Genomic DNA, 22,517 nt, shown 5'->3' with positions numbered 1-22,517 from the left:
TCTACGGGGTTGGCATAAATTCAGTAATCAATGTACTTTCTACAACATAGATGATGTTATTAGTACAACAGCTATTTTTTCTTTAATCCCAATTTTTTCCCTAGCTTATGAAAATTCCCCCGATCCATTTGCAGAAAACCCGCAGCCTGATTCCACACACCATGACACTTATCTAATGCATGCCTAATTAAAGCACGCTGATAATCTTCTACCGCTTCACGCATAGGAATAGACTGGGAAGGCAAACTTACAGACGCTTGCTCATCATCATGTTCACCCGTCAATTCCAAGCCTAAATCCTTTATGGTAATCAATGTCTGACCACGTTGAATCACTCGCAGTCCTGCTCGCATCAACGTATGCTCCAGCTCCCGTACATTCCCTGGCCAGTCATAGTTTTCCAAACGCGCAAGTGCTTGTGGATGAATATGGAGACGTTCAACCTTAAATTGCTGCCGAACTTTATCGAGAATATAACCTGCTAATACAGGAATATCGCCTTCCCGCTCACGAAGGGTTGGCACCAGAATGGGAAAAACATGTAAGCGATGAAATAAATCAGAACGGAAGCGGCCTTCTACAACCTCTTGCTCAAGTTGACGATTCGTCGCGGCAATCACACGCACATCAACCAGACGGTTACGATCAGCACCAACCCGTTGCACTTCTCCCTGTTGAATAACACGTAATAATTTTGCTTGGAGTGATAAGGGTAACTCGCCAATTTCATCTAAAAAAATTGTACCACCATCAGCCAGTTCAAATTTACCCGCACGATGGCTCGTTGCCCCCGTAAAAGCGCCTTTCACATGACCAAATAATTCACTTTCTGCAATTGATTCTGGTAGTGCAGCACAGTTGACGTATACCATCGGTTTATCTGCTCTAGCAGAGCCCGCATGTAAAGCATGAGCAACCAGCTCTTTCCCTGTGCCTGTTTCACCTTGTATAAGTACAACAAAGTTAGATTGTGCTACCAATTGAATGTTGTCTCTGAGTCGCTGAATTTGAGGGCTTATACCTACAAGTTCCCCACCTTTACTTCGCGCTTCCTCTATCAGCAACTGGTTTACACTTTGCTGGTGTATATTGGCTTTTTTTAATGCATACATGAGCCTGACATTACGAATAGTTGCGGCAGCTAATGCTGCAAATGTTTCTACCGTAACATCTTCAACCTGATCAAAAGCACCTACATCAATAGCATCCAGTGTAATAATGCCTACCTGTTTTTCTTCCACATACAGTGAGCATCCCATACAGGCATGAACTTCGGTAGAACAATCAGGATCTTTTTTAAATAACCCATCAAATGGATCTGGAAGCCCACAATCCGCCGCAAAACGCACAGGTTTACGACTCTCCATAATTGCTTTTAATCGAGGGTGTGCTGTTGGAGCAAAGCGGCGCCCTAACACTTCTTCTGTTAGTCCATCCGTTGCCACTGGACGCAATAGTCCCTGATCATCAAGAATAAACAAGACACTGGCATCACAAGGTAGTACCTCATTAAGCGCATGAATCAATCGTTGATAATGATGCCCTTCAGGCAGGTGTATATTGAGGTCTAGCGCTATTTGAAGCAGTGCTTGAGCAAGAGCATTGTGCATAAGAGAAGTGGTTTTCATCTTTAAGGAACTCAACTGTTGTATTAATTACAACAAACAACCTGCAAAATTGCCAGAAGCACATTAATAACTTTGCTAAAGGACGCTTGGGTTAGCGCCTGACAAGCCACTATTTTATCTTTTCTTCAATAAAACCATTGGCACGATAATTGAGTGCACACTCTTAACGTCAAAAACAAAGATTAAGCATTAAGGGTTCCATGATTAATATTATTGACCGCCACTATGAAGCTCGTATTCACCCTCTTCTTAGACTGGGTTTTCGGCCTTTTTTCCTGTTAGGTGCACTGTATGCGGTAATTGCGCTTGGCATTTGGCTTTGGGCTTTTCGTTATGGTCAGCCAGGTTGGTTATCCGCTCCAGCATTGTGGTGGCATGCTCATGAAATGCTATTTGGTTTTGCCATGGCGATCGTGGTCGGTTTTTTACTCACCGCTGTACAAAACTGGACGGGTATTCAAGGAACCCGAGAAAAAAGACTGCTATTGCTTATTATACTTTGGTGCTTACCTCGCATTTTATTTTGGCTACCTGTTCCTTTAGGGGTGATTGCAACTCTGGAAACTATTTTTTTGGCCTTTGCCTGCTGGGAAATAGGTTACCGCGTCATTCGCGCTAAACGTTGGCAAAATTTACTTTTTATGCCCATGTTACTCATAGCAATGCTGATGAATCTTGCTAGCTATGCCAGTGTATTAAAGCTTTGGAACATACCTGCGCTGGTTATATGGCAAGCTGTTTTATGGTGGTTTATTTTACTCATATCGATTATGGCTGGTCGTGTTGTGCCTTTTTTTACTGCACGAAAGTTAAACTGTGATAAGCCTCAACCGATTCTTTGGCTAGAATTAACTGCCAACCTGTCATTACTCTGTCTTCTTGTTTTATGTTTTTTTCCTAATCTAAGCCAACCATCAAACCAACCACTGATGTTAATCGCAGGCTTAACACAGCTAATACGCCTCTTACGATGGCAGGGGTATCGTACTGTTAACGAACCACTACTGTGGTCACTCCACCTATTCTATTTATGTATTCCTCTTGGGTTGATCATTAACGGACTGAATCACACTCCATGGACTCAACATACCATGCTTCATATGTTTGCCGTTGGTGGGCTAGGCGGCATGATATTAGCCATGACTCCGCGTGTATCTATGGGGCATACTGGCCGGAATATCTATCAAGGACCCTGCTTTTGGCCTGCTTTTGTATTATTAATTACTGCGACCCTGATCCGTACTATTGGTGTCATTCTATTTCCAACTCATTTGCATATACTCATCACACTGGCTGGAATAGGTTGGATGATGAGTTTTGCGCTGTTCGTCATTATATTTGGCCCCATACTAATCAAACCTAGAGCTGATGGACAACCTGGTTAACCTATCCATCAAATTAACCTGTCCATCAAAGCTACACGCAAACTTATGTGCACCTCTAAAAATACATTTTTTTTGAAGGTGCCCTTATTTATAGCTTTAAAACAGCGTATTTTTAATATTTTTATTAAGTTTTTATGTAACTTAAATGACAACAATTATATCAACAAAAACTGTTTTATTTGATTTAAAAAAAAGTGTAGTGTTATCTTGAGATGTTATTTTCTATAGTCGTAACAATGCGTATATTACCACTGCACCGCGTGTAGGAAGAAAGCTCACTAATCTGTTAGCCTATTCTCTACCCAAATCTTCTGGAAGATGGAAATATACTATAGATTGCGTATCTCTTTAACAAATAGCTTTTGTTGTCTTACAAAGGTAAACACTTAAGGAAAAGGAGCCATTAATGGAACTGTGGATCACCCAAGCAGTGGTAATCGCTGCGTTATCTGTTTGTGTCTTTATAAGCGCAAGCAAATCAAAAGACATGCATATGGCCTTTATTTGGGGATTTAATACCCTGCTTCCTGTATCACTGGTCTACTGCTATTTCGGAGAAGGTGACTTAGCTCACAAAGCATTAATTATGAGCTTTGTTGTGATTTACTTGATACGAATGAATATCGTGTTAACAGCATGGTACGAGAACACGGCTGCCGCCAAGTTAAATGAAATTGTTCCTCCAAAACAATTTGCAGTACTCTCTATTGTACTGGTTAATGTGTTCGGCTGGATCTATTGCTTACCCTTTTTCTGGGCTGCAGATATGCAAGGCCCTTTCACTTACCTAGAATATACCGCAATAGCCGTGTATGTAATTGGCAGTATCTGGCATTTTGGTAGCGATTATCAGAAACGTAAATTCAAACAAAATCCAAGTAACAAAGGCAAGATTATTAATATCGGATTTTGGCGTTACTCTCGTCACCCAAACTATTTTGGGGATTTCTTAATTTTTGTCAGCTTCGGCTTATTGGCAGGTAATTGGTGGGGTGTTGTCGCACCACTCGCTAACCTGATGCAATACCTCAGTGACGCAATTCCCAAAAGTGAAGAAATGGCAGAAAAACGTTATGGTAATGACTGGTTGGAATATAAGAAGAATGTTAAGTGCCTAATTCCTTGGGTCTATTAAATCATTATTCATAGCGTATTGTTTTTAGCTCGGTTTGTCTACACATCCAACAAAGACAATCCGGCTAATGTATCATGAATACATTAGAATAGCTTCGCAGTAGCATAAGAATAAATACAGAAGATAACACGCTAAAAGCAATTCGCTAAGGATAAATAAAGAACGGAAGCAAATACTATGAGTATGGATTTTAGTGAACAGCTTTTATTTACACTACCGCTGTATCTTGGGCCATTGATAATTTTTGCACTAATCGATTTTATTAGAGGTACCCGTGGTTATAGAGTAAATGATACCTTAACGAATGCCACTATCGCTTTGGGAAACTTAGGTTTTACCTTTATATTGGTGGTCGGTATTATTGCCGTCTATAACTACTTATACAGCAATTTTGCTCTATTTGACCTTGATCAGACATCCGGTCTTACCTGGCTAATTGCATTTGTTTTTTATGATTTTTGTTTTTATTGGAATCATAGAGTACATCATGCAATTAGTATTTTTTGGGTGGACCATATTGTTCACCATACAGCAGAAAATTTAAACTTTGGCGTTTCTATTCGTAATAGTTATTTTATGGAAGTTACCATGTGGTTAACATTTATACCCATGGCGCTCTTTGGAATATCCATTGAAGTATTTCTCGCGGTGAGTTACACCCAAATGACATGGGCATTTTTAATACATACCAAGTACTTAAAACACACTCCACGCTTGGATAAAATATTTAATACGCCCTCTTTGCATAGAGTACATCATGCACGAAACACCAAGTATATTGATAAAAATTATGGAGGTATTTTTATCATTTGGGATAGGCTTTTTGGCACATATCAAAGAGAATCTGATAAGTTCCCTGTTACCTATGGTGTGAGAGAATCAATAAACAGTTTTAGCCCTTTGATGATCAACACTCAATACTTAAGGATTATTGTTAAAAAGTTTCGACATAGTAAAACGCTAATTGATAAACTAAAGTCAATTTTTTACTCACCAGGATGGCTACCTGCAGGATTATCCAAAACAGAATGCCTTGGAAAAATAGCGGATATTCCTTCTAAAGATTTCAAGCCTAAAAATCCACCACTTACTGCAACGATAAAACTATCCTGCATGCTTCGGTTTGTAGTGATTTTGGCTGTTTTCTCCTATTTAATGTTGCACTTTTATGATTTACCTTGGCTTCAAACTACAGGACTATCAATTCTTTTCTTTTGGTTATGTCACTACAATGGAATTGTATTTGATGGTGTAAAAGTTACTTGGAAGTCAGAAGCTTTAAGTCAAATTCTAATTGTATTCTCTGGTCTGGCAGGGCTAGGTTACACTCCGACAAACATTGTTTCAGCCGCAATCATCTTTACCTCTTTTATATCATTCGTATGTTATACACTTCATAACTCAAAGCCATCACTATCAAGAAAAAACCGCCTATTAAATTTACTAACAGAGTAAAACCCTTTCATTATTAATAATTAACAACCCACACTGTTGCAAAATACGCTTTTGCAACAGTGATTTTTAAATAGATTCACCAATTAAAACCTCAATAAATAATTATTAATAATTTTCTGATAATCTCCACTCTCAACCAACTCATCAAAGACACGTTGAAACTCATTTATTATTTCATCCGAAGTATTCAAATTAAACCCAAAAAAATCAGGTATAGGGTCGCTAAGTTTAAAAGCCTCAACTATCGTATCAGGGTTAATATTCTCATTTTTAATCAGATAAGAAAGCGTCAAGTCAGTTGATACCAACAAGTCAATTCGATCATTTAGAAGCTTTTTTACATTATAGGTTGTAGTGGAATCGCTTATTATTTGAATATTTTTTTTAAATCCTTGTGTTAACAAGTATCTTTCAGAGGCATAACCTCTTACAGTACCTATTCGAAACTGCATTGCATCCGCAAGCCTATAAAGCACAATATCACGCCTTGAAGTAAGTCGATACATCTTTATTTGTGTATTATACAGTGGCCCAACCCACTTAAATAATGGTTCTCGTTCAGATGTGCGAGATATTGCCATGATAACCGTATTTGGCCTGGAAAGCGTATAATTATAAGCTCGCTTCCAAGGCATTACCCTGTACTCAATAATCAACTCTGTTTTTTGAATAATTGCCGATAAAACATCTATTGAAATTCCTTTAAGAATACCCTCTTCCACATACTGAAAAGGAGGAAAAGGTGATGCTACGGCTATTAATGAGTCATCTTTAACCTGTCCAAAAGCTTTATTTACCACCAATGAGCCTACTAATAGTACTAGATATAGCAAAATGTTATTAGCTCTCATTGAAATGTAACTCTCTATCATAGGAAACCATGGTTTAAATAGCCATTCTTTTTATTCTAGCAGCCTCCCCAGTTTATCTGGGCAGTTTATTAGTCTAACTTGCTAATCCCCATAGAACCCGGTATAAGAATAAAAACATATATTATAGGAGACAGTTTTGGTAGGACCAGACCCTAAAGATAAAGAACCCATGAAGGGATTTCCCCAAGTAGGCTTTCTAAAAAACTTTATTACGCGCGAAAATATCGTTGTCGGTGATTATACTTATTATGATGACCCCGAAGGCCCAAGCCGTTTTGAAAATAATGTCTTATACCATTTTCCTTTTATCGGTGATAAGTTAATCATTGGTAAGTTTTGCGCTATAGCAAAAGATGTTAAATTCATTATGAATGGTGCAAACCATAAGATATCAGGCTTCTCTACCTATCCTTTCCAGATCTTCGGACAAGGTTGGGAAAAAGTTATGCCTAATCCAGGTGAGTTACCCTTTAAAGGAGACACCATAGTGGGTAATGATGTTTGGATTGGTTATGAATCAACGATTATGCCTGGTGTAACAATTGGCAATGGTGCCATTATTGCCAGTAAGTCAGTCGTCACCAAAGATGTACCTGATTATTGTATTGTTGGGGGAAATCCAGCACAAATAATTAAATACCGCTTTGATCAAAACACCATTGAACAACTACTGAATATTGCTTGGTGGAACTGGTCAGCAGAAAAAATTACTCAACACTTACCCTCTGTTGTTGGCTGTGATTTAGAGGCATTAAAGCATGCAAACACTGATTAATATACCCACATCGAAGGTATAGTTTATTCATTGAAACTTAAGCGTAAATATGATCAAACCTTATACACTATCAAATATTGAATCAGTACTGAGTATTTGGCTTGAAGCATCTATTCAGTCTCATACATTTATTGATCGCTCCTTCTGGGAGTCAAAAATAAATGATATGCGCGATATTTATATCCCTCAATCTGAAACCCACGTCTTTTACTTAGCGAGTGAAATTGTGGGTTTTATTTCCCTTCACCAAACAACATTAGCTGCTCTGTTTATTTCACCCAAACATCAAGGAAAAGGTTTTGGTACACAGCTACTTGATAAAGCAAAATCACTGCGGAATGAACTACAACTAGCCGTATATAAAGATAATCATAAAAGCACACGTTTCTACCAACAGAATGGATTTCAATCTTTATATGAGCAAATTGATGAGCATACAGGTTTTCCAGAAATTATTATGTCGTGGAACAACAATAAAGTGCAAGCAGATACATAAACACTAAACAGCGAGGCTAGCCTGATATGTTAAGGCTAGCAACAGCAACTCGACTGTAATTAAAGTAAAAGTAGTCAGTATTCAGATACTGATGTGCTCTCACCACTATATTCACCGCCACTACAACCACCCCTTCCGCTTGAAATACCAATAGGGCGCTATGCCAGAAAGGACCATTAATCCTAGTGCCCAAGGATATCCTAAAAACCACTTAAGCTCCGGCATAAACTCAAAGTTCATACCATAAATACTGGCGATCATTGTTGGAGGTAAAAATACGACAGCAGCAATAGAAAACGTTTTAATGATCTGGTTCTGTTCAATATTTATAAACCCTTGTGTCGAATCCATTAAGAAATTTATTTTATCAAACAAAAATGAGGTATGAGACATCAATGTCTCAACGTCATGCATTATCTCCCAACAGCGCTGCTGCAACTCAGGATACTGGCGTAAATGACGCTGTAAAAATGAAATTGAACGTTGTGTATCCATCAAGCACAAACGTATTTTACCATTACTGTCCTCTAATTTAGCTAATTTATCGATAGCATCTTCAAGATCAGCATCATTATCTTCCAGAACCAAGTGACTCACTTCTTCCAAATCGGTATGAATATCCTCTAATGCATCAGCCAAGTGTTCTACTTTTTGCTCAAATAACGAAATCATCACTGACTGATGGGATTCTTCTTCTACTGGAGTACGACGAGCCCGCATTCGAAACAAGCGAAAATCAGCGAGTTCATCATCTCTCACAGTAATAAGGCGATTAGCTTGTAATATAAATGCAACAGCTGCTGTTTTATGGCGTCCTTCAGTTTGAGTCAAAAACAACGAGTGTACATGGATACCTGCAGCATCAACGAAATACCGAGCAGAAGCTTCGATTTCTTCAACTTCGTCCGACTCTGGTAACTCAGTACGTAGTAATTGTTCAAGCTGAAGGCGCTCCTCTTCCTCCGGCTCTTGTGCATCAATCCAACATGCTTTAGTTAACAGTTCATCACTTGAAAACTGTTCAGCATCCATTTCCATGATTCTTGCACGACTAAATTCGAACCATCTTAACATGAAGACAACCTCCCTAAACAAACTAAGAATACAGCAAGATCCACAACGTTATAGCTATTGCCACGACAAATCTCGTGTATAAAATGATTCGTGTTGAGTATATGTTATACTCACTGAAACCTTACAAAGATATCAGCACAGACCGCAATAATAGCCTGATTAATCACCCTTATAATTACGGGTACCATAAGAAGTAACCATACACATCCTATGAATCAAACATCGCATTTAGAAAAAATCAGAACCAAAGAAGAACTCATCACAACTCTTGAGACAGGTGCTAATATCAAATACTTGTTTTTCTGGGGACATCAAAAACCAACATCTCGCGTCAATAAAAGCTGTTTAAGCCAGTGGTTTAATGCCTCCTTTACCATAGATGGCATACACTATCTCAGCGCAGAACACTATATGATGGCTGAAAAAGCGAGATTATTTAACGATCCAAAATGTCAGGAAAAAATTCTGGCCACAAGCCATCCAGGAGAAGCAAAACGCTTAGGGCGAAAAATTGTCGGCTTTGATGAAAAAGTTTGGCGTGATAACCGCTTTGATATTGTGACAAATGGAAATCTTGCAAAATTTAGCCAAAACCCAGAGCTACAACATTACTTGCTAAGCACTCAAGCCAGAGTTCTCGTTGAAGCAAGCCCTGTTGACCGCATTTGGGGTATAGGTTTAGCAGCAGACCACCCTGATGCGACTGATCCAACACAATGGCAAGGCGATAATCTACTAGGCTTTGCGCTCATGGCTGTACGACAGCATTTGCTAGAAGCACACTCTCAATAAGCTAGAGACATCATCAGAGACAAAGACTCTCCTATACTGGACATGCGAGCACAACTACCATGAAATAATTTCTAGCACATTCATTACCAAAATTATTTCTTTGAATAGCACAAGATCAGAATCAAAACCACATGGTAAAATGCAACTGCTGAAAATCAATCCCATCATTATCACCATTCACGCCGCCATTTGAGTAGTGAATATAGCGATAGCCAAGTTCAATTGATTGTTGCTTACCAAATAACAACCCAATACCCATTCTGTCTTCTAACTGAAAGTGTGTACCAAGATCAACGGGAGAGCTGCTTTCAGCTACAATTTCATCATGGGTAACAAGACTAGGACCAATTCCAACTTCAAAGAAAGGTGCAACCCAACCACCAAAAGGCTTTCTGGGTTTAATTCTAAATACAGGGCTAAACGACATACCAGCAGTTGAACCATTCCCTCTTAAAGAGAGTGAATCTGTGTGATTTAGTTCATTTTCCCAATAAAAAAAGCTTAAATCAAAATAACCTGATAGTAGCCAGCTACTATTTTTAATCCAATCCTGGTTCCAGTCCCATAATACAGCAAACCGATAACTGTGCATATTTGCTTCAGAGTTTGACTCAGGTCCACCTCCAATTGTTATACCATCAACAGCTATAACCTTATCCGCAAAACTGTTTGCATATACATGTGATACAACAACACAGCCTACAATGAATAACCCAACATGCTTGAGTATAAGTACCATCCTTGCTTCACCTTATCATTTTGTTCTGTAAATTCTTTATTCGTCAAAGGTATATATAGTTATAGCGCACTCATTGCACATATGTGTTATATTTTTTTAGACATGACTAATTGGTTATAAAAGGCAGGAAAAGTTATTACCCATGATAGGTTAGCGACGAAATACTTTAATTATTAAAGGGCACCTCTAAAGTATTTTCATCGCTAATCACAAAGCTACACTATTAATTACACACTACAGAATCTAACATCCACTCATTAGTCGTTCCATCTGTATTGTATTTACATAACCCTTTGGCAAACAATGCTTGTAGGTGATAGCCAAAACTTGTTGCTTCAATTAAGTTTAATGGGAACTGCTGGTTATTCTGTTGTCGACCATATCGTTTTAATTCAGCAAGCATTTGTTCTAACTTATAATCAGTTTGTGTTTCAATAAACGTTTGATCTTTTTCTTTTAAGTTAACTTTTTGTAAGCCATCTCGACCAGGAACAAGCACATTTAAATAAGCAGGATCATACTTACCATCATACATTTTAATCGGTTGGCTCAATTCAGCAGAAGATAAGAAAGTCATTGCATACTTATAATCCGTCACTGAAAAAGGTTGATTATCAAACCCTCTTACAACTTCAATTGTTCTAGGTAATACATCATGTAAAGCTCGCATTACGGCTTGCTCTTCATTAGTTACCAAACTATTCAACGCTGTCGTTGGAAATTCTTTTCCTGTAAAACGAGGATAAGACTCTTTAATCATGCCAATAAAAAACTTAACCGTTTCCTTACGTGCTATTGAGTGTGCCTGCTCTTCACTGAAATGACCGGATAATAATAATGACTGTTTCTTTCCATTATAAAAGCTAACCAGCGTTTGAGTTATTGTATAGACGGGAGCGTTTGAAATATTTTTGGGGTTTCCTCCCTGTAAGATACGCTCTCCATCTTGATAATCAAATATTGTACTGAGATCCAACCTACCGTTTTCCACATTTTGTTGCGTTTTCCCATTCCACTGAAATAAATCATGTGAGGCTAATCCCATCACCCCAACATCCAACACACGAATAGCATCCCTGGCATATGTAGCACCTACGCAACACAGCAAACCTACAAATAAGACAATCCGTTTCATAACAAATCCTTGCGATGATAGTGAAGCGCTGTAGTGTAAGCCAAAACACCACAGATAACAATAATCATTCTCATTTAAAGATTTGCATAATCACTCAAACAAGTTCATCCGAATGTTTATCTCTTCCTTGTGGAATAATTTTCAACTGTAAATATTTACTCATAGCGTAAGATTTTTTATCCATTTCCTTACCCTATGGGGAAACATTTAACGGTACATTATCTTCCCTTCTTCTTTTCATCGTTTTTCGTAGTATTAATGAGAAAACACCTATCGTAAGGCAAGGAAACCATACCCACACAATCTCAGATAAAATAACTTGCAACCCTCGCGCAGTAAAAAAGTTTTTAATACCAATAGGAGATACCTCTATTGGACGCCAAGGCAAAAAATAGCGATGAGTAGATTCAGGCCATAAAAAGGCAATTCCTAACCCTCCGTTAGTTAAACTATCCAATACACCATGGGAAGCCATTGATAGTGAAACAATAAAAAAGGCCCATATGGGATCACTCTTCAACGGCTTATAGCAAACACTGGCCAATAACCCTACAAATACTGCCGCTAAAAGAGAATGACTAAATCCTCTATGTCCAAACGATGATGCATAAGGAATTCCCAGCTTAAATGCAATAACATCTGCATCGGGTAATATTGCAGCTAAGCATGCAACAATCAATAACGGGGTAGATACCTTTGCTTTACCAATACCCATGCGTAATACCAGTGGAACAGCCACATGCGTGATGATTGTTGCCATACTATAAAACCCACTCCATTTTGCACTCAGAATACCGCACTTAAAATATGCTAAAACAATCACATACTACAAGATAAATGCATTTTTTTAATACTTCATAGTAGGATTACATCACAATTTTAAATGCACCTAAAAGGGTTAACCATAAATTGGTGCACCAAAAAATTACACGTTTTTCGAGAAATAGTCTATAATAGCAACCTAAACTCAAACATTTTCTAATAATTTGTTACTTTGTTATACAATTTAGTAATTCCCCTCTTTATTTTTCTTAAAAAAACAAAACTTTTTAGCATATAAAAATAAAAATCGTATTCCCTTAGACTATTAGAAATATTTTTAAAATATCACCTTCACATTATTTTAACCATAGAAAACAACAAGTTATAGTTAATATTTTACAAGAAAACCCATGTATTTCAATATGACTATTTATTTTCACAACCAATAACCACAAAAAAAATTAGAAGTCAGGTAAACATAAACTCACTTTTCTACTACAGTATAAGTGGATTGAGCCTACCTCAATCATTCTTTAACAATAAACACATCAAATGGTTTATTGGAAATAACACTAACAATTGAAGCAGAGAAGTTTCTATGGAATTGAATCGCCTGTAGCTAATTTCAAACTTCAGGCCTTATAAAATCTATCGCAAACATTATATTCCCCTAGTGCCAATTAGTAGGGATCATACCATCATAAAACAGGGATAGAAGATGAAAAGAACTTATTTAAAGCCACTTGCGTTCGTTATTTCTAATATCGTTGCAATGAGTTCTCTCTCCGTAATAGCTGCCGATCTTGTCCAAGTTGATGCAGATAACCTTAACCTGAATACTGCAAATACACTTTCTAGCTTATCCTCTACAAGTTCTGGCTCACAATTTAAAGTCGTTAAATCGATTAAACTTCCCAGCGGCGAAATAAAACAAAAACTTGTGCAGCATTATAATAATGTTCCCGTATGGGGCGTATCCGTTAGTGCCAATCGTTCAACCATGGGTATTTACAGTAACACTGCTGGCAGTATGTTAAATAATATTGCGAGTGATATTGTTAATACTACGCCGCTATTATCAAAAACTGATGCAATCGAACGCGCTAAACAATCCTCACTCATCGCCAATGATACTCGTAACGAGCAGGCTAAACTTTATATAAAGCAAGCTCAAGACGGTAAAGCCAAACTGGTTTACCTAGTAAACTACGTCATTGAAGGAGAAAATATTAGCCGTCCTTTCTTTTTTATTGATGCAGAAAGTGGAGCCATACTTGACCAATGGGAAGGTATAAACCATCAAGATGCACAAGGCCCTGGCGGCAACCAGAAAACAGGTCAATACTATTATGGCAAAGACTATGGTCCATTAATTGTTGACAATGACTGTCGGATGGACAGCCCTAACGTTGTAACAAAAGATATGAAACACCGAACCTCTGGTGGAGATGTCTACCAATTCACCTGCCCAGAAAATACCTATAAAGAAATTAATGGTGCTTTTTCTCCCTTAAACGACGCGCACTACTTTGGTAATGTTGTATTTAATATGTACAATGATTGGTTTAATACTGCACCATTAACATTCAAGTTAACAATGCGTGTTCACTACGGCAATAACTATCAAAATGCATTTTGGGATGGCAGCCAAATGACATTTGGTGATGGTGGTAGTACGTTCTATCCGCTAGTCAGTTTGGATGTTGCTGCCCATGAAGTAAGCCATGGCTTCACCGAGCAAAACTCTGGTTTGGTTTACCGTAACCAACCTGGTGGTATTAACGAGGCGTTTTCAGATATCGCGGGTGAAGCAGCAGAATATTTTATGCAAGGCCATAATGACTGGCTAGTGGGAGCGCAAATATTCAAAAGCTCAGGAGCACTTCGCTATTTTGAAAAACCTTCAAAAGATGGCCGCTCGATAGATCATGCCAGTGATTACTATAGTGGACTTGATGTTCACTACAGCTCAGGTGTATATAATCGCGCTTTCTATCTGCTCGCAAATACTGACGGTTGGGATACCAAGAAAGCATTTGCTGCTTTTGTGCTTGCCAACCAGGTTTATTGGAATGCCAACTCTGATTACGATGATGCCGCTTGTGGTGTTAGAAAAGCAGTTAAAGACTTAAAGTATAATGAACAGGACGTTGTAACGGCATTTAACACAGTAGGCGTCAAGGCCTGTGATAGCGGTCCTGGTCCTGGTGATGATGACGACGAGCTGGAAAATGGTAAACCTGTTAGTAATATCTCAGATAAATCTGGGGGAGAAAAACACTACTTCATTAATGTTCCAAGTGGCGCAGGTACTTTAAATGTTGTAATTAGTGGTGGATCTGGAGATGCAGACTTGTATGTTAACTTTGGTTCAAAACCAACAACATCTAAGTTTGAGTGCCGTCCCTACCGTTATGGTAACAGTGAAACCTGTACCTTTGGTGCACCTAAAGAAGGAAAATACTATATCATGCTTAGAGGCTACACTAGCTACTCTGGTGTAACACTAAAAGCATCTTATTAATATTATTTAATAAGTCGTCATAGTATACCTCAGCGAAGCGTATAAAAAGGGTATGTAAAGATTACACTCTTTGCATACCCTAGTTACATAATCCCCTTCACTTTGAACGCAATACTACTCCGACTTTTGAAAAAGCTGTGCCATATACAAAATCCTATCCCTAGGCGAAATTGTTCTCATTGCTCGTATACACTCGATTTCGTATTCATTTAAGGGAGTACCGTCCAAAGAACTAATATATCTGACATCCCTTTTCGTTTCTTCAGGCTGATTTGACTCTTCACCTTCTAAATAAAAATCAAACTTCTCTGCTGTTTTGTTATTTCGCTTTTCGACAGGAGTTTTCAACACATTGGTTGGTGTTTTGTTTTGTTCTTTTTCATTGGAGTCAGCAGAGGATATTAACATGGTACGTCTCTTTCTATACCTAAGGAAAACAGTGAAAACATGAATTGCATGATCAAGAGAATTTTAAGCAGATCTCAATTAAATCCAAACTACTCATTATCAATAGGCGCAACTTGTCACAATTTAAATTAGATGCAAATCCAATTTATACAAAAAAAGCAATCAAAAAAGGAGTGATATACTCACAACGAAGGGTATAGACACCTAAAAGGCATCTATACCTGTGTAGGTATTAGCAGAGCGGCAAGCATGCCTACAATGTAGGCGGCTTATTAACCATAATGATACTTTGTATTCCTTTCAGCCTCATCAAGTAAACTATCCCAGTAAGCCAAATGCGCTTTTACACTGTCATGCATGACCTCTAGCAATGACAGTCGATTATCTTCGTCAAGATAGTGTGAGATCAGTGGTTCCATAAGCTTTTGGAAGATATGGTAACCCTCATTTTCATAATGTTCCGCTTGCTCTAAAGAGATGCTTAGCCCAAATTGTCGCTTAAAATTACTTAACAATAATTGATCTCTGTGCACAGCAGTCAACTCAAGTACAGCCAAAGAGGCAACAGCTTCAGGAAAAGTTCGATTCTCGACAGCAAAGTGCTGCATAAACCAACGGGTATAGCGCAGCGTCGAAAAACTTATCTCATGATGAGTCCCTTGTATTTTAGTAGGAATATCCAAATAACTTAAACAATGTTCCGCAATGTCACTTTTAGAGCCAAATATTAAATGCTGAAGTTGGCTTACTAAGACTTTTAAGGAAGGTTGACTTAATGTATTTTCCTTACACCCACTTTTAGCCACCGCCACGGCATACCACGTATGTCGTTGATTTAACCAGTATTTAAATTGCGTTAATACATGACTTAATACTTTTTGGGATATAGCGCCCTGCTCTAAAATGACAAAAAAACGATTTCGCACGAGCGACTTACGAATAAAGGTTTGATTATTATTAAGAAAATACGCTGTCAGATCCATGACAATTACCTTTTATATTTTTTGATGCTTGCATCCTGAGCATAGCATTCCCCTTTACGAATCACCTAGATGGACATTAATCCTCTATGTATTCCATTACAGCTCATACCCCTGCATTACAATTGCTTGTAAAGTAACCATTAGCAGTGGAGTTACACCTCAGTATCAGTGTATTAACGATCAAGTCATGCTTCCAAACTTGTCGTGTACACCCTTCAGGGTGGATTTATCGTCCACTCATACTTAAAACACTTATTCTCCTCATGCTAAGAATAACCATATCCTTCATTATGGTTATATAATTATAGCCTTTATAGACAATTTTTAATGAATCATCTTCACGCTATCTACTCTAACGCAACCAATACCCTCTCGCAAAATTCTCATGAGACCAGTTTACGGTAAACTATTCACCGTTTTTTGCCAACGATAGGAAGTGTTATGGATCTATCTTCTGTGCAGCCCGTTTTAAATTGGCTAAATGAACACCCCCAATGGATAGGCATCAGTATTCTTCTGGTTGCGTTTATCGAGTCATTGGCTATTGTCGGAATTATTGTACCTGGCGTTGTCCTGTTGTTCGGTATCGCTGTACTCGCAGGAACCGGGGTTTTATCACTCACTGAAACATTTGTCTGGGCTGGCGCAGGTGCTATTTTAGGAGATGGTATTAGTTATTATCTTGGACGGCACTATCACCAAAAAATAAAGCGTATCTGGCCTTTTTCTAGATACCCGACATGGTTTGAAAATGGAGAACGTTTTTTTAAACAACATGGAGGGAAAAGTATTGCTATTGGCCGCTTTGTAGGTCCTATTCGACCCGTTATTCCCATGGTTGCAGGCATGTTGGACATGCCTGCAAGCCGTTTTTTTACAATCAACTGCTGCTCTGCTATTGCCTGGGCTCCCGTTTACACCCTACCAGGTTATCTCGTAGGGGCATCTACCCAGCTTGCCATAGATATTCCTAGCGGACTATTGTGGGGAGTTGTTGGATTATTTTGTAGTATTGCTATCTTAACCTGGCTACTTAATTGGTTTTGTCAGCGGTACTTACCCACACTTTCACGTTACCGCTTACTTGCTGAACGGTATAGTGATCGTCGTTGGTGGCGTACACTTCAGTCTCAGCGGCCACATGTTCACTACGCTTTCCCCATTAATCCTTGCTGGTTATTGTTATTATCGCTAACGAGTTGGCTACTGCTATTTTTTGTCATACCAGACAGTATTTGGACTACTGCTAATCAATGGGTCAGTATAGTCCTTACCCCTTTAGAACATCCCTTATTAAAACCCATTTTCACAGCAGTTGGATTACTTTCCGAGTGGCAGCATATCAGTATTGTCTCATTGTTGACGGTTGGCTGGATGTGGCATCAACGCTACAGAGGACATGCTCTAGTACTGCTAATCAGCATTTCGGCTGTTAGCATATGGCCTTTACTCCATCATGGGATGCAGCTTTCCCTTAGCCAAGATCATATAACAGAAATCATTAGCCACCATACCTTACTCAGTAGTTTACTTTATAGCCAAATTGCCGCACTGATAGCTTATGAACGCCCCGTTAAACAACAGTGGTGGATTTTATACATTGGTTTATTACCCAGCCTACTGGCAGCATTAAGTTTAACCACACTCAATTTAGTTAGTTTTAGTGCTGCTATTTCAGGTTTTTTACTAGGACTGGTGTTATGTTGCCTTTGTAGAGTTGCGATTTCCCCCCTTGACCGTAATCCTATTCATAGTACAAGTAGCCTTTTTATATTACTGGGATTGCTATTAGTGGTAGGTGGCTTGTATATCCATATTCAGCTAAATACTGTTATTTAACAGGCTTTAATTTTAGAAGGAAGAAATACGATGGCAGTATGATTTTATGCAGAGTGCTGCATATCATTGAGTAAACCTTTTAGCTTTTCCAACCGCGTTAAGGGGTTAGATATTTCCAGCATGGATTGTTTTTTCTCTTCTGAGAACGGCATGTAAGCAGCCAAATGGTTGCTTACTACCATAGCATCACCATAGTTCACATCCAGTTCTAAGTCCTGTAACAAGGGGTGCTGAACCAGAGCCTTTAGCAAGTCGACTAGCCCAAACCACTCATCAGGTACCGAAATATGGGGTTCTTCTGGCAGTAATTGAGACTCGGACATCAAAAATCCTTTTTCGCTTTTCCAGTGATCCAAAATGCTAAATTTTCCCTCCCCGGTAATGGTAATTCCCAATAATCCATTAGGTAACTGAAAAAAATCGCTAATTTTAGCGAGTGTGCCAACATGCTCAATATGCTTAACATCAAACTCACTACCCTCAGCAACCAAGATCACCCCAAACCCTTGGTCATGTTTCATGCAATAACTGATCATATCCAAGTAGCGAGGCTCAAAGATCTGTAACTGCATCTTACACTTTGGGAATAACACTGCCCGTAACGGGAACAGCGGTATATTCACCATAGACAACTCCAAAATGTCTTACGCGATGAACTGCTTTTTCATCACACACTTTGCCTAAAATTATAGGTGCAGTCCTAACATCACTGCCAATACTCAGATAAACGGTTTAATGAAAAACCTCTGCCCTCAGACATACTGTCTATACTGAATGGGTTATAATTCATAATCATTTACACTTATGCAGTTTGCAGTAGAACAACATCGCGATGTTATAGCCCGATTTTTGCAGTCTCCTGCATACCTATCTATTGTCGATCAAACATCCCGCTCAAACTGTTTTAACTCACCACAATGGTTAACACCGTGGTTATATCAGAGCGATGTACAACCCCTTTTAGTGACCGCTAAAGCTGAGAGCGAATTACTGGGCTGCTTAGTTCTGGCACTTCATCCACTGCATCGCTGGGGTGTTTCTTTCCAAGGTCTCCAGTGGCTAGGATACCCCTACACTGATCGTGTCGTTATTCCTCATAATAGTAACTACCCAAATATTATTGAAGAATTGATAACATACACAGCTCAACTGACACATGTGAGCTGGGATTTATTAGAGTTAAATGAGCTTGACTTAAATAGTCAGGAAACCACTACCCATCAGACTCAGTTTCCTCATGTCAGCATAGAGCCTCGCTGCCAAGTACCTGTTACCGACCTAACAACATACGTAATTCCCAGTAAGTGCCGTAGAGAAATAAAGCGTCGTAATAAACAGTTAGCTGAGCAAGGAAATCCTCAATACCGGTTACTTCAACCCGATATGGCAGGTATGCAAATACTTTTGACTGAGTATGCTATTGTTGAGCAGCAAAGTTGGAAGGGACAACAAGGACTGGCGGTGCTTGGTGACTCATCACTAAATCAAGCCATCTGTCAGCTTGCCCATACCGAAAATGTTATTTGTAGTGAGTTACGTTTAAACGAACAAGTGATTGCTTACCGATTAGGTTTTATTTTTAACCAGCACTACTTTGACTACAACATTGCCTATCTTCCCAAGTATGCCCACTATGCCCCTGGCCGCAGTACATTGTACTACCTCATTGAACATGGCTCATCCCTTGGTATTCAACTGGTTGATGCATCACGCGTAGGCATGCAATCACAACACTTGCTTTTTGAAAGCCACTCACACCTACAACAGCATTCTCGTTTACGTCTTTACAATCAAACGCCAACCGGTCAATGGTTAAGGTGGTGGGAAGCAGGAAAATCTTACTGGGGCTTAATTAAACGTTTTCGCCGATACCGATCTGCAAGTGCTTTAAACTTTGGCTCTTTATAGTGCACATGTTTTACCTGATAAATACAGCCTAAATAACAATGCACTTTAGTCATTTTACCGCACTCATCAAACCCCACATGAAAATGCAATTTTAATGACGGTACATTCACACTATCGATGGTACAAATTGAGTAATGATAGCCCTGCAATTGCATGTTATGCCAAGCATAAAGCTGAATATCTAAAGCAATACCACTGCCACGTAAAGGCTGAGCAACCTCCCCCGCAAATTGATAAAATGCTTGCTCCTCCACAATAAATTCACAGTGATATTGGTCATGGTCGAAGTAGCTTTGAGGACTTACCCAAAAAATAGCCACAACATCCTCTTCCACCTGACCAATTGTTCCAAGCAAACCTTTTTTTAACAACTTTTGGTAAACGGGAATATGCTGTTCAAAATAACGTTTGCAATTGGGTAAATCGGCCTCTGTTAAAAATTTTACTTGCCACCGGTTTCGTCCCGTTGTGGGCGGGAGTGGTTGTGTTAAGTCCAGGCGTAACCAAACAAGCTCTGTCGTTTGCCAAAAATACTTATGATAAATACGACATATAAGGCCAAATAAACCTTGTGCTTGCCAAATCTTTTTAATTTTTTGCAGCCAGTTACTCTCTTTACTCATAAATTATTGACTGATTTCTATAGCAAAAATACTTTTGTTTGGGATTGTCCAGTTTAAATGTAACTCCTTCCCCACTTTATGTGTTTGCTTAGAGATTTGAGGCTGTAAGTCGCTGGCTAATAGTGTTTTCTCTACTGATAACGAGTGTTTTTGCCATTGCTTTGGCAAAGCAACCATAATATCGAGTTTTTGTTGACGATCACCTTTGTTCACCCCAAGCACATGGATAACTTTAGATGTTGTCGATGCCAGAACATCAACCTCAAAAAGGCTCGATTCCGTGGCTAAAACCTTACCTTGTAAGTGCACCTGAATAAATTTCATCGCATGCCCCACAGGCTTTAAATGCCAGTTGCCTGCAGCATCTAACCTCATCAGACCCTTTCTGTAAGCACCTTCATCAGCCGCCTTAAACCAGTTAATCATGGTTAAATCACCATGCTGTGCAGCATTAACCACAACAGAAACCCACCATAGTGCGGCAAAGAATGTATCTTGTTCATAAGGACTGAGATGCAAACCACTGGAAATATTGGTTTGATCAATCAATAACGTTTTTCTCAGCGCCCCTTCTGCACTCCGCCCAACTAACGAAGCTGCAGCGGCTACAGCTTGTTGATAACTTCGTGTTGCCCGTAAATCTCTGATTAGCCATTGATGCCATGTCAAAGCATGTACATCATCCCCTAATAACGGTAATAATTGTTTTGCCCAGGTAATCCCCCTTCGTGAACTGGCTTGGCTTCGATTAGGGCCATTTAACCAACCAGCACTAGCAGGTATTGCTACTTTAACCTGTTCCCGTACATTTTCAGGCAATTCCTTTAAACCACTCACCACTTGCTTTGCATAGTTAACAAATGCCATAAAAGAAGGATAATTAAGATTAGGCTCATCCGCTAAAACCAAATAATGTTGACCTGATTTGGAATATTGTTGCCAATTAGGTAAATAAGAGCGAAGAACTGTTGTAATATGCTTACTATCAACCAGTACAGCACGGCGACCTGTCTCTGCAAGTAGAGTAAGATCATGAATGATGCCTTGCTGGTAATAAGTATCCCGGAATGAACGATCAGCAACTATTTTTTCTTTTAATACATCAACATACGTATAATATGTTGCGGATTTAACCTGCATTGTTTTCAGTAATGATAAAGCCTGAGACGGCGGATCTAAGAATGGCAACGACGTACCTACCCATGGTACAGGCCCTAATTTCTTTAATCCAACCTTTATTTCTCCCTTGCCTGCAAGAAGCTTTGGCACAAATAAATCTTCAGGTCTTAACGCAAATACGTTTTCAGTTGTGTCCAGCCAAAAAGCAACTTTTCCTTCTCCCTGAAAAACCAAACGCCAAACTTGCTTTTTAGTCGATTTCTCAATAGGTACGATATTATTCTGCCAATATTTATTTATATCAAAAGTAGATAGTGAAAGCTGAATGCCTCTGTTTGAATGATTCAATGGACTCACCTTGAACGCTTTTACCCCCCCATGATATTTACCACCTAAATTGACTGTTTGCCCTGCAGGCACACTAAAATAAAGCGAGGCATTTGCTGGCACTTCGGCGGTAAAGTGGTGCTTAACAGGTTGATAAACAACTTTGAGCATTGCAGCATGTTCAAGTCGATATCGTCGGTAACTATAACCTGGCACCTCAAGACGATAAGGGCCTTTCTCTGGTTTCAGCAGCCATTCCTTCGTTCCTGAAAACTGATCAGGATTAATCACCAGCTCATCAATTAGATTACCTTCAGCATCTTGCAAAAAAATATGTTCTTCATGCGCAGAAGACTGCCAGGCTGGTTGCCAGCTTAATTTCACCAAAGACTGTTCTGTTTTACTTGCGGTAATAGAAGAGGTATCAATGTACCAGACACCATCACGTATCCATTGCCACTGCATTCCATTCACTGCACAGGTAAACCATGCAGCAAAAAAACAAGTTATTTTGAAATAATTCATATAAATTATTTTA

The 22,517-nt window shown here is 39.0% G+C and carries 20 protein-coding genes; 9 read left to right on the top strand and 11 right to left on the bottom strand.

From position 1 onward, the window contains the following. Nucleotides 1–71 precede the first annotated feature (71 nt). Nucleotides 72–1,628 carry a nitric oxide reductase transcriptional regulator NorR gene (norR, locus tag ACQ96U_RS15555; RefSeq protein WP_431722174.1) on the bottom strand — a complete coding sequence of 519 codons (1,557 nt, stop codon included), beginning with the start codon at nt 1,626–1,628 and terminating at the stop codon, nt 72–74. Nucleotides 1,629–1,828: 200 nt separating this feature from the next. Between norR and ACQ96U_RS15550 the strand changes: the two genes are divergently transcribed. The 3 genes from ACQ96U_RS15550 (at nt 1,829) to ACQ96U_RS15540 (ending at nt 5,603) form a co-directional block, all read left to right on the top strand. Further along, the gene (locus tag ACQ96U_RS15550; RefSeq protein ID WP_431722173.1) at nt 1,829–3,013 is read left to right on the top strand and encodes an NnrS family protein; all 1,185 of its coding nucleotides are present in this window, start codon (nt 1,829–1,831) and stop codon (nt 3,011–3,013) included. A 406-nt stretch (nt 3,014–3,419) separates the two neighbouring features. Next, nucleotides 3,420–4,148: a DUF1295 domain-containing protein gene (locus ACQ96U_RS15545; RefSeq protein WP_431722172.1), complete on the top strand. Its 729-nt coding sequence runs from the start codon at nt 3,420–3,422 to the stop codon at nt 4,146–4,148. Nucleotides 4,149–4,325: 177 nt separating this feature from the next. Next, nucleotides 4,326–5,603: a sterol desaturase family protein gene (locus ACQ96U_RS15540; protein WP_431722171.1), complete on the top strand. Its 1,278-nt coding sequence runs from the start codon at nt 4,326–4,328 to the stop codon at nt 5,601–5,603. Between the two features lie 83 nt (nt 5,604–5,686). Here ACQ96U_RS15540 and ACQ96U_RS15535 read toward each other — a convergent pair whose 3' ends face one another. Next, on the bottom strand, nt 5,687–6,454 hold the full coding sequence (locus ACQ96U_RS15535; RefSeq protein ID WP_431722170.1) for a substrate-binding periplasmic protein: 768 nt from the start codon (nt 6,452–6,454) through the stop codon (nt 5,687–5,689). Between the two features lie 157 nt (nt 6,455–6,611). Between ACQ96U_RS15535 and ACQ96U_RS15530 the strand changes: the two genes are divergently transcribed. Together ACQ96U_RS15530 and ACQ96U_RS15525 are read left to right on the top strand one after the other, a co-directional pair. After that, nucleotides 6,612–7,250, top strand: coding sequence for a Vat family streptogramin A O-acetyltransferase (locus ACQ96U_RS15530; RefSeq protein ID WP_431722169.1), 639 nt, complete (start codon nt 6,612–6,614; stop codon nt 7,248–7,250). Between the two features lie 49 nt (nt 7,251–7,299). Further along, a complete protein-coding gene (locus ACQ96U_RS15525) occupies nt 7,300–7,746 on the top strand; it encodes a GNAT family N-acetyltransferase (protein WP_431722168.1) in 447 nt (148 codons plus the stop codon). 120 nt (nt 7,747–7,866) lie between these two features. Here ACQ96U_RS15525 and corA read toward each other — a convergent pair whose 3' ends face one another. After that, complete coding sequence (gene corA, locus ACQ96U_RS15520) at nt 7,867–8,820, bottom strand: magnesium/cobalt transporter CorA (protein WP_431722167.1); 954 nt, start codon at nt 8,818–8,820, stop codon at nt 7,867–7,869. A gap of 210 nt (nt 8,821–9,030) precedes the next feature. On the opposite strand from corA, the gene ACQ96U_RS15515 reads away from it, so the two are divergent. Further along, the gene (locus tag ACQ96U_RS15515) at nt 9,031–9,612 is read left to right on the top strand and encodes an NADAR family protein (RefSeq protein WP_431722166.1); all 582 of its coding nucleotides are present in this window, start codon (nt 9,031–9,033) and stop codon (nt 9,610–9,612) included. Between the two features lie 121 nt (nt 9,613–9,733). On the opposite strand, the gene ACQ96U_RS15510 is transcribed toward ACQ96U_RS15515, so the two are convergent. From ACQ96U_RS15510 to ACQ96U_RS15500, 3 genes are all read right to left on the bottom strand, one after another. Next, nucleotides 9,734–10,351, bottom strand: a complete 618-nt coding sequence (locus tag ACQ96U_RS15510; protein ID WP_431722165.1) for an acyloxyacyl hydrolase — start codon at nt 10,349–10,351, stop codon at nt 9,734–9,736. A gap of 223 nt (nt 10,352–10,574) precedes the next feature. Continuing rightward, complete coding sequence (locus ACQ96U_RS15505) at nt 10,575–11,486, bottom strand: hypothetical protein (RefSeq protein WP_431722164.1); 912 nt, start codon at nt 11,484–11,486, stop codon at nt 10,575–10,577. A 193-nt stretch (nt 11,487–11,679) separates the two neighbouring features. Further along, entirely contained in the window at nt 11,680–12,246 is a 567-nt protein-coding gene (locus ACQ96U_RS15500; RefSeq protein WP_431722163.1) for a metal-dependent hydrolase, read from the bottom strand. Between the two features lie 720 nt (nt 12,247–12,966). Here ACQ96U_RS15500 and ACQ96U_RS15495 point away from each other — a divergent pair. Beyond that, the gene (locus ACQ96U_RS15495) at nt 12,967–14,772 is read left to right on the top strand and encodes a M4 family metallopeptidase (protein ID WP_431722162.1); all 1,806 of its coding nucleotides are present in this window, start codon (nt 12,967–12,969) and stop codon (nt 14,770–14,772) included. Between the two features lie 114 nt (nt 14,773–14,886). On the opposite strand, the gene ACQ96U_RS15490 is transcribed toward ACQ96U_RS15495, so the two are convergent. Further along, nucleotides 14,887–15,180: a hypothetical protein gene (locus ACQ96U_RS15490; RefSeq protein ID WP_431722161.1), complete on the bottom strand. Its 294-nt coding sequence runs from the start codon at nt 15,178–15,180 to the stop codon at nt 14,887–14,889. A gap of 272 nt (nt 15,181–15,452) precedes the next feature. Continuing rightward, nucleotides 15,453–16,163 carry a hypothetical protein gene (locus tag ACQ96U_RS15485; RefSeq protein WP_431722160.1) on the bottom strand — a complete coding sequence of 237 codons (711 nt, stop codon included), beginning with the start codon at nt 16,161–16,163 and terminating at the stop codon, nt 15,453–15,455. Nucleotides 16,164–16,604: 441 nt separating this feature from the next. On the opposite strand from ACQ96U_RS15485, the gene ACQ96U_RS15480 reads away from it, so the two are divergent. After that, complete coding sequence (locus ACQ96U_RS15480) at nt 16,605–18,002, top strand: DedA family protein (RefSeq protein WP_431722159.1); 1,398 nt, start codon at nt 16,605–16,607, stop codon at nt 18,000–18,002. A 44-nt stretch (nt 18,003–18,046) separates the two neighbouring features. Here the strand turns inward: ACQ96U_RS15480 and ACQ96U_RS15475 are convergent, their stop codons facing one another. Next, nucleotides 18,047–18,628 carry an LON peptidase substrate-binding domain-containing protein gene (locus tag ACQ96U_RS15475; RefSeq protein WP_431722158.1) on the bottom strand — a complete coding sequence of 194 codons (582 nt, stop codon included), beginning with the start codon at nt 18,626–18,628 and terminating at the stop codon, nt 18,047–18,049. Between the two features lie 178 nt (nt 18,629–18,806). Here ACQ96U_RS15475 and ACQ96U_RS15470 point away from each other — a divergent pair, with 178 nt between their 5' ends. Continuing rightward, nucleotides 18,807–19,910: a GNAT family N-acetyltransferase gene (locus ACQ96U_RS15470; protein WP_431722157.1), complete on the top strand. Its 1,104-nt coding sequence runs from the start codon at nt 18,807–18,809 to the stop codon at nt 19,908–19,910. Here ACQ96U_RS15470 and ACQ96U_RS15465 read toward each other — a convergent pair. Together ACQ96U_RS15465 and ACQ96U_RS15460 are read right to left on the bottom strand one after the other, a co-directional pair. Further along, complete coding sequence (locus ACQ96U_RS15465) at nt 19,841–20,533, bottom strand: hypothetical protein (RefSeq protein ID WP_431722156.1); 693 nt, start codon at nt 20,531–20,533, stop codon at nt 19,841–19,843. The two genes, ACQ96U_RS15470 and ACQ96U_RS15465, sit on opposite strands and share 70 nt — an antisense overlap. Before the next feature lie 3 nt (nt 20,534–20,536). Beyond that, nucleotides 20,537–22,504 (bottom strand): hypothetical protein, encoded by a 1,968-nt coding sequence (locus tag ACQ96U_RS15460; protein ID WP_431722155.1) that lies wholly within the window; start codon nt 22,502–22,504, stop codon nt 20,537–20,539. Between the last annotated feature and the right edge of the window lie 13 nt (nt 22,505–22,517).

It is taken from the genome of Zooshikella sp. RANM57 (genome assembly GCF_050749885.1).
Classification (GTDB): Bacteria; Pseudomonadota; Gammaproteobacteria; order Pseudomonadales; family Zooshikellaceae; genus Zooshikella.
Note: the sequence above shows the minus strand (reverse complement) of the source record. Positions and strands in the feature narration are given on the sequence as shown.

Bases quoted from the DNA above. Each gene is read 5' to 3' on its own strand.
- norR (WP_431722174.1), bottom strand. From the start codon at position 1,628: ATGAAAACCACTTCTCTTATGCACAATGCTCTTGCTCAAGCACTGCTT.
- ACQ96U_RS15550 (WP_431722173.1), top strand. From the start codon at position 1,829: ATGATTAATATTATTGACCGCCACTATGAAGCTCGTATTCACCCTCTT.
- ACQ96U_RS15545 (WP_431722172.1), top strand. From the start codon at position 3,420: ATGGAACTGTGGATCACCCAAGCAGTGGTAATCGCTGCGTTATCTGTT.
- ACQ96U_RS15540 (WP_431722171.1), top strand. From the start codon at position 4,326: ATGAGTATGGATTTTAGTGAACAGCTTTTATTTACACTACCGCTGTAT.
- ACQ96U_RS15535 (WP_431722170.1), bottom strand. From the start codon at position 6,454: ATGAGAGCTAATAACATTTTGCTATATCTAGTACTATTAGTAGGCTCA.
- ACQ96U_RS15525 (WP_431722168.1), top strand. From the start codon at position 7,300: ATGATCAAACCTTATACACTATCAAATATTGAATCAGTACTGAGTATT.
- corA (WP_431722167.1), bottom strand. From the start codon at position 8,820: ATGTTAAGATGGTTCGAATTTAGTCGTGCAAGAATCATGGAAATGGAT.
- ACQ96U_RS15515 (WP_431722166.1), top strand. From the start codon at position 9,031: ATGAATCAAACATCGCATTTAGAAAAAATCAGAACCAAAGAAGAACTC.
- ACQ96U_RS15510 (WP_431722165.1), bottom strand. From the start codon at position 10,351: ATGGTACTTATACTCAAGCATGTTGGGTTATTCATTGTAGGCTGTGTT.
- ACQ96U_RS15505 (WP_431722164.1), bottom strand. From the start codon at position 11,486: ATGAAACGGATTGTCTTATTTGTAGGTTTGCTGTGTTGCGTAGGTGCT.
- ACQ96U_RS15500 (WP_431722163.1), bottom strand. From the start codon at position 12,246: ATGGCAACAATCATCACGCATGTGGCTGTTCCACTGGTATTACGCATG.
- ACQ96U_RS15495 (WP_431722162.1), top strand. From the start codon at position 12,967: ATGAAAAGAACTTATTTAAAGCCACTTGCGTTCGTTATTTCTAATATC.
- ACQ96U_RS15490 (WP_431722161.1), bottom strand. From the start codon at position 15,180: ATGTTAATATCCTCTGCTGACTCCAATGAAAAAGAACAAAACAAAACA.
- ACQ96U_RS15485 (WP_431722160.1), bottom strand. From the start codon at position 16,163: ATGGATCTGACAGCGTATTTTCTTAATAATAATCAAACCTTTATTCGT.
- ACQ96U_RS15480 (WP_431722159.1), top strand. From the start codon at position 16,605: ATGGATCTATCTTCTGTGCAGCCCGTTTTAAATTGGCTAAATGAACAC.
- ACQ96U_RS15475 (WP_431722158.1), bottom strand. From the start codon at position 18,628: ATGGTGAATATACCGCTGTTCCCGTTACGGGCAGTGTTATTCCCAAAG.
- ACQ96U_RS15470 (WP_431722157.1), top strand. From the start codon at position 18,807: ATGCAGTTTGCAGTAGAACAACATCGCGATGTTATAGCCCGATTTTTG.
- ACQ96U_RS15465 (WP_431722156.1), bottom strand. From the start codon at position 20,533: ATGAGTAAAGAGAGTAACTGGCTGCAAAAAATTAAAAAGATTTGGCAA.
- ACQ96U_RS15460 (WP_431722155.1), bottom strand. From the start codon at position 22,504: ATGAATTATTTCAAAATAACTTGTTTTTTTGCTGCATGGTTTACCTGT.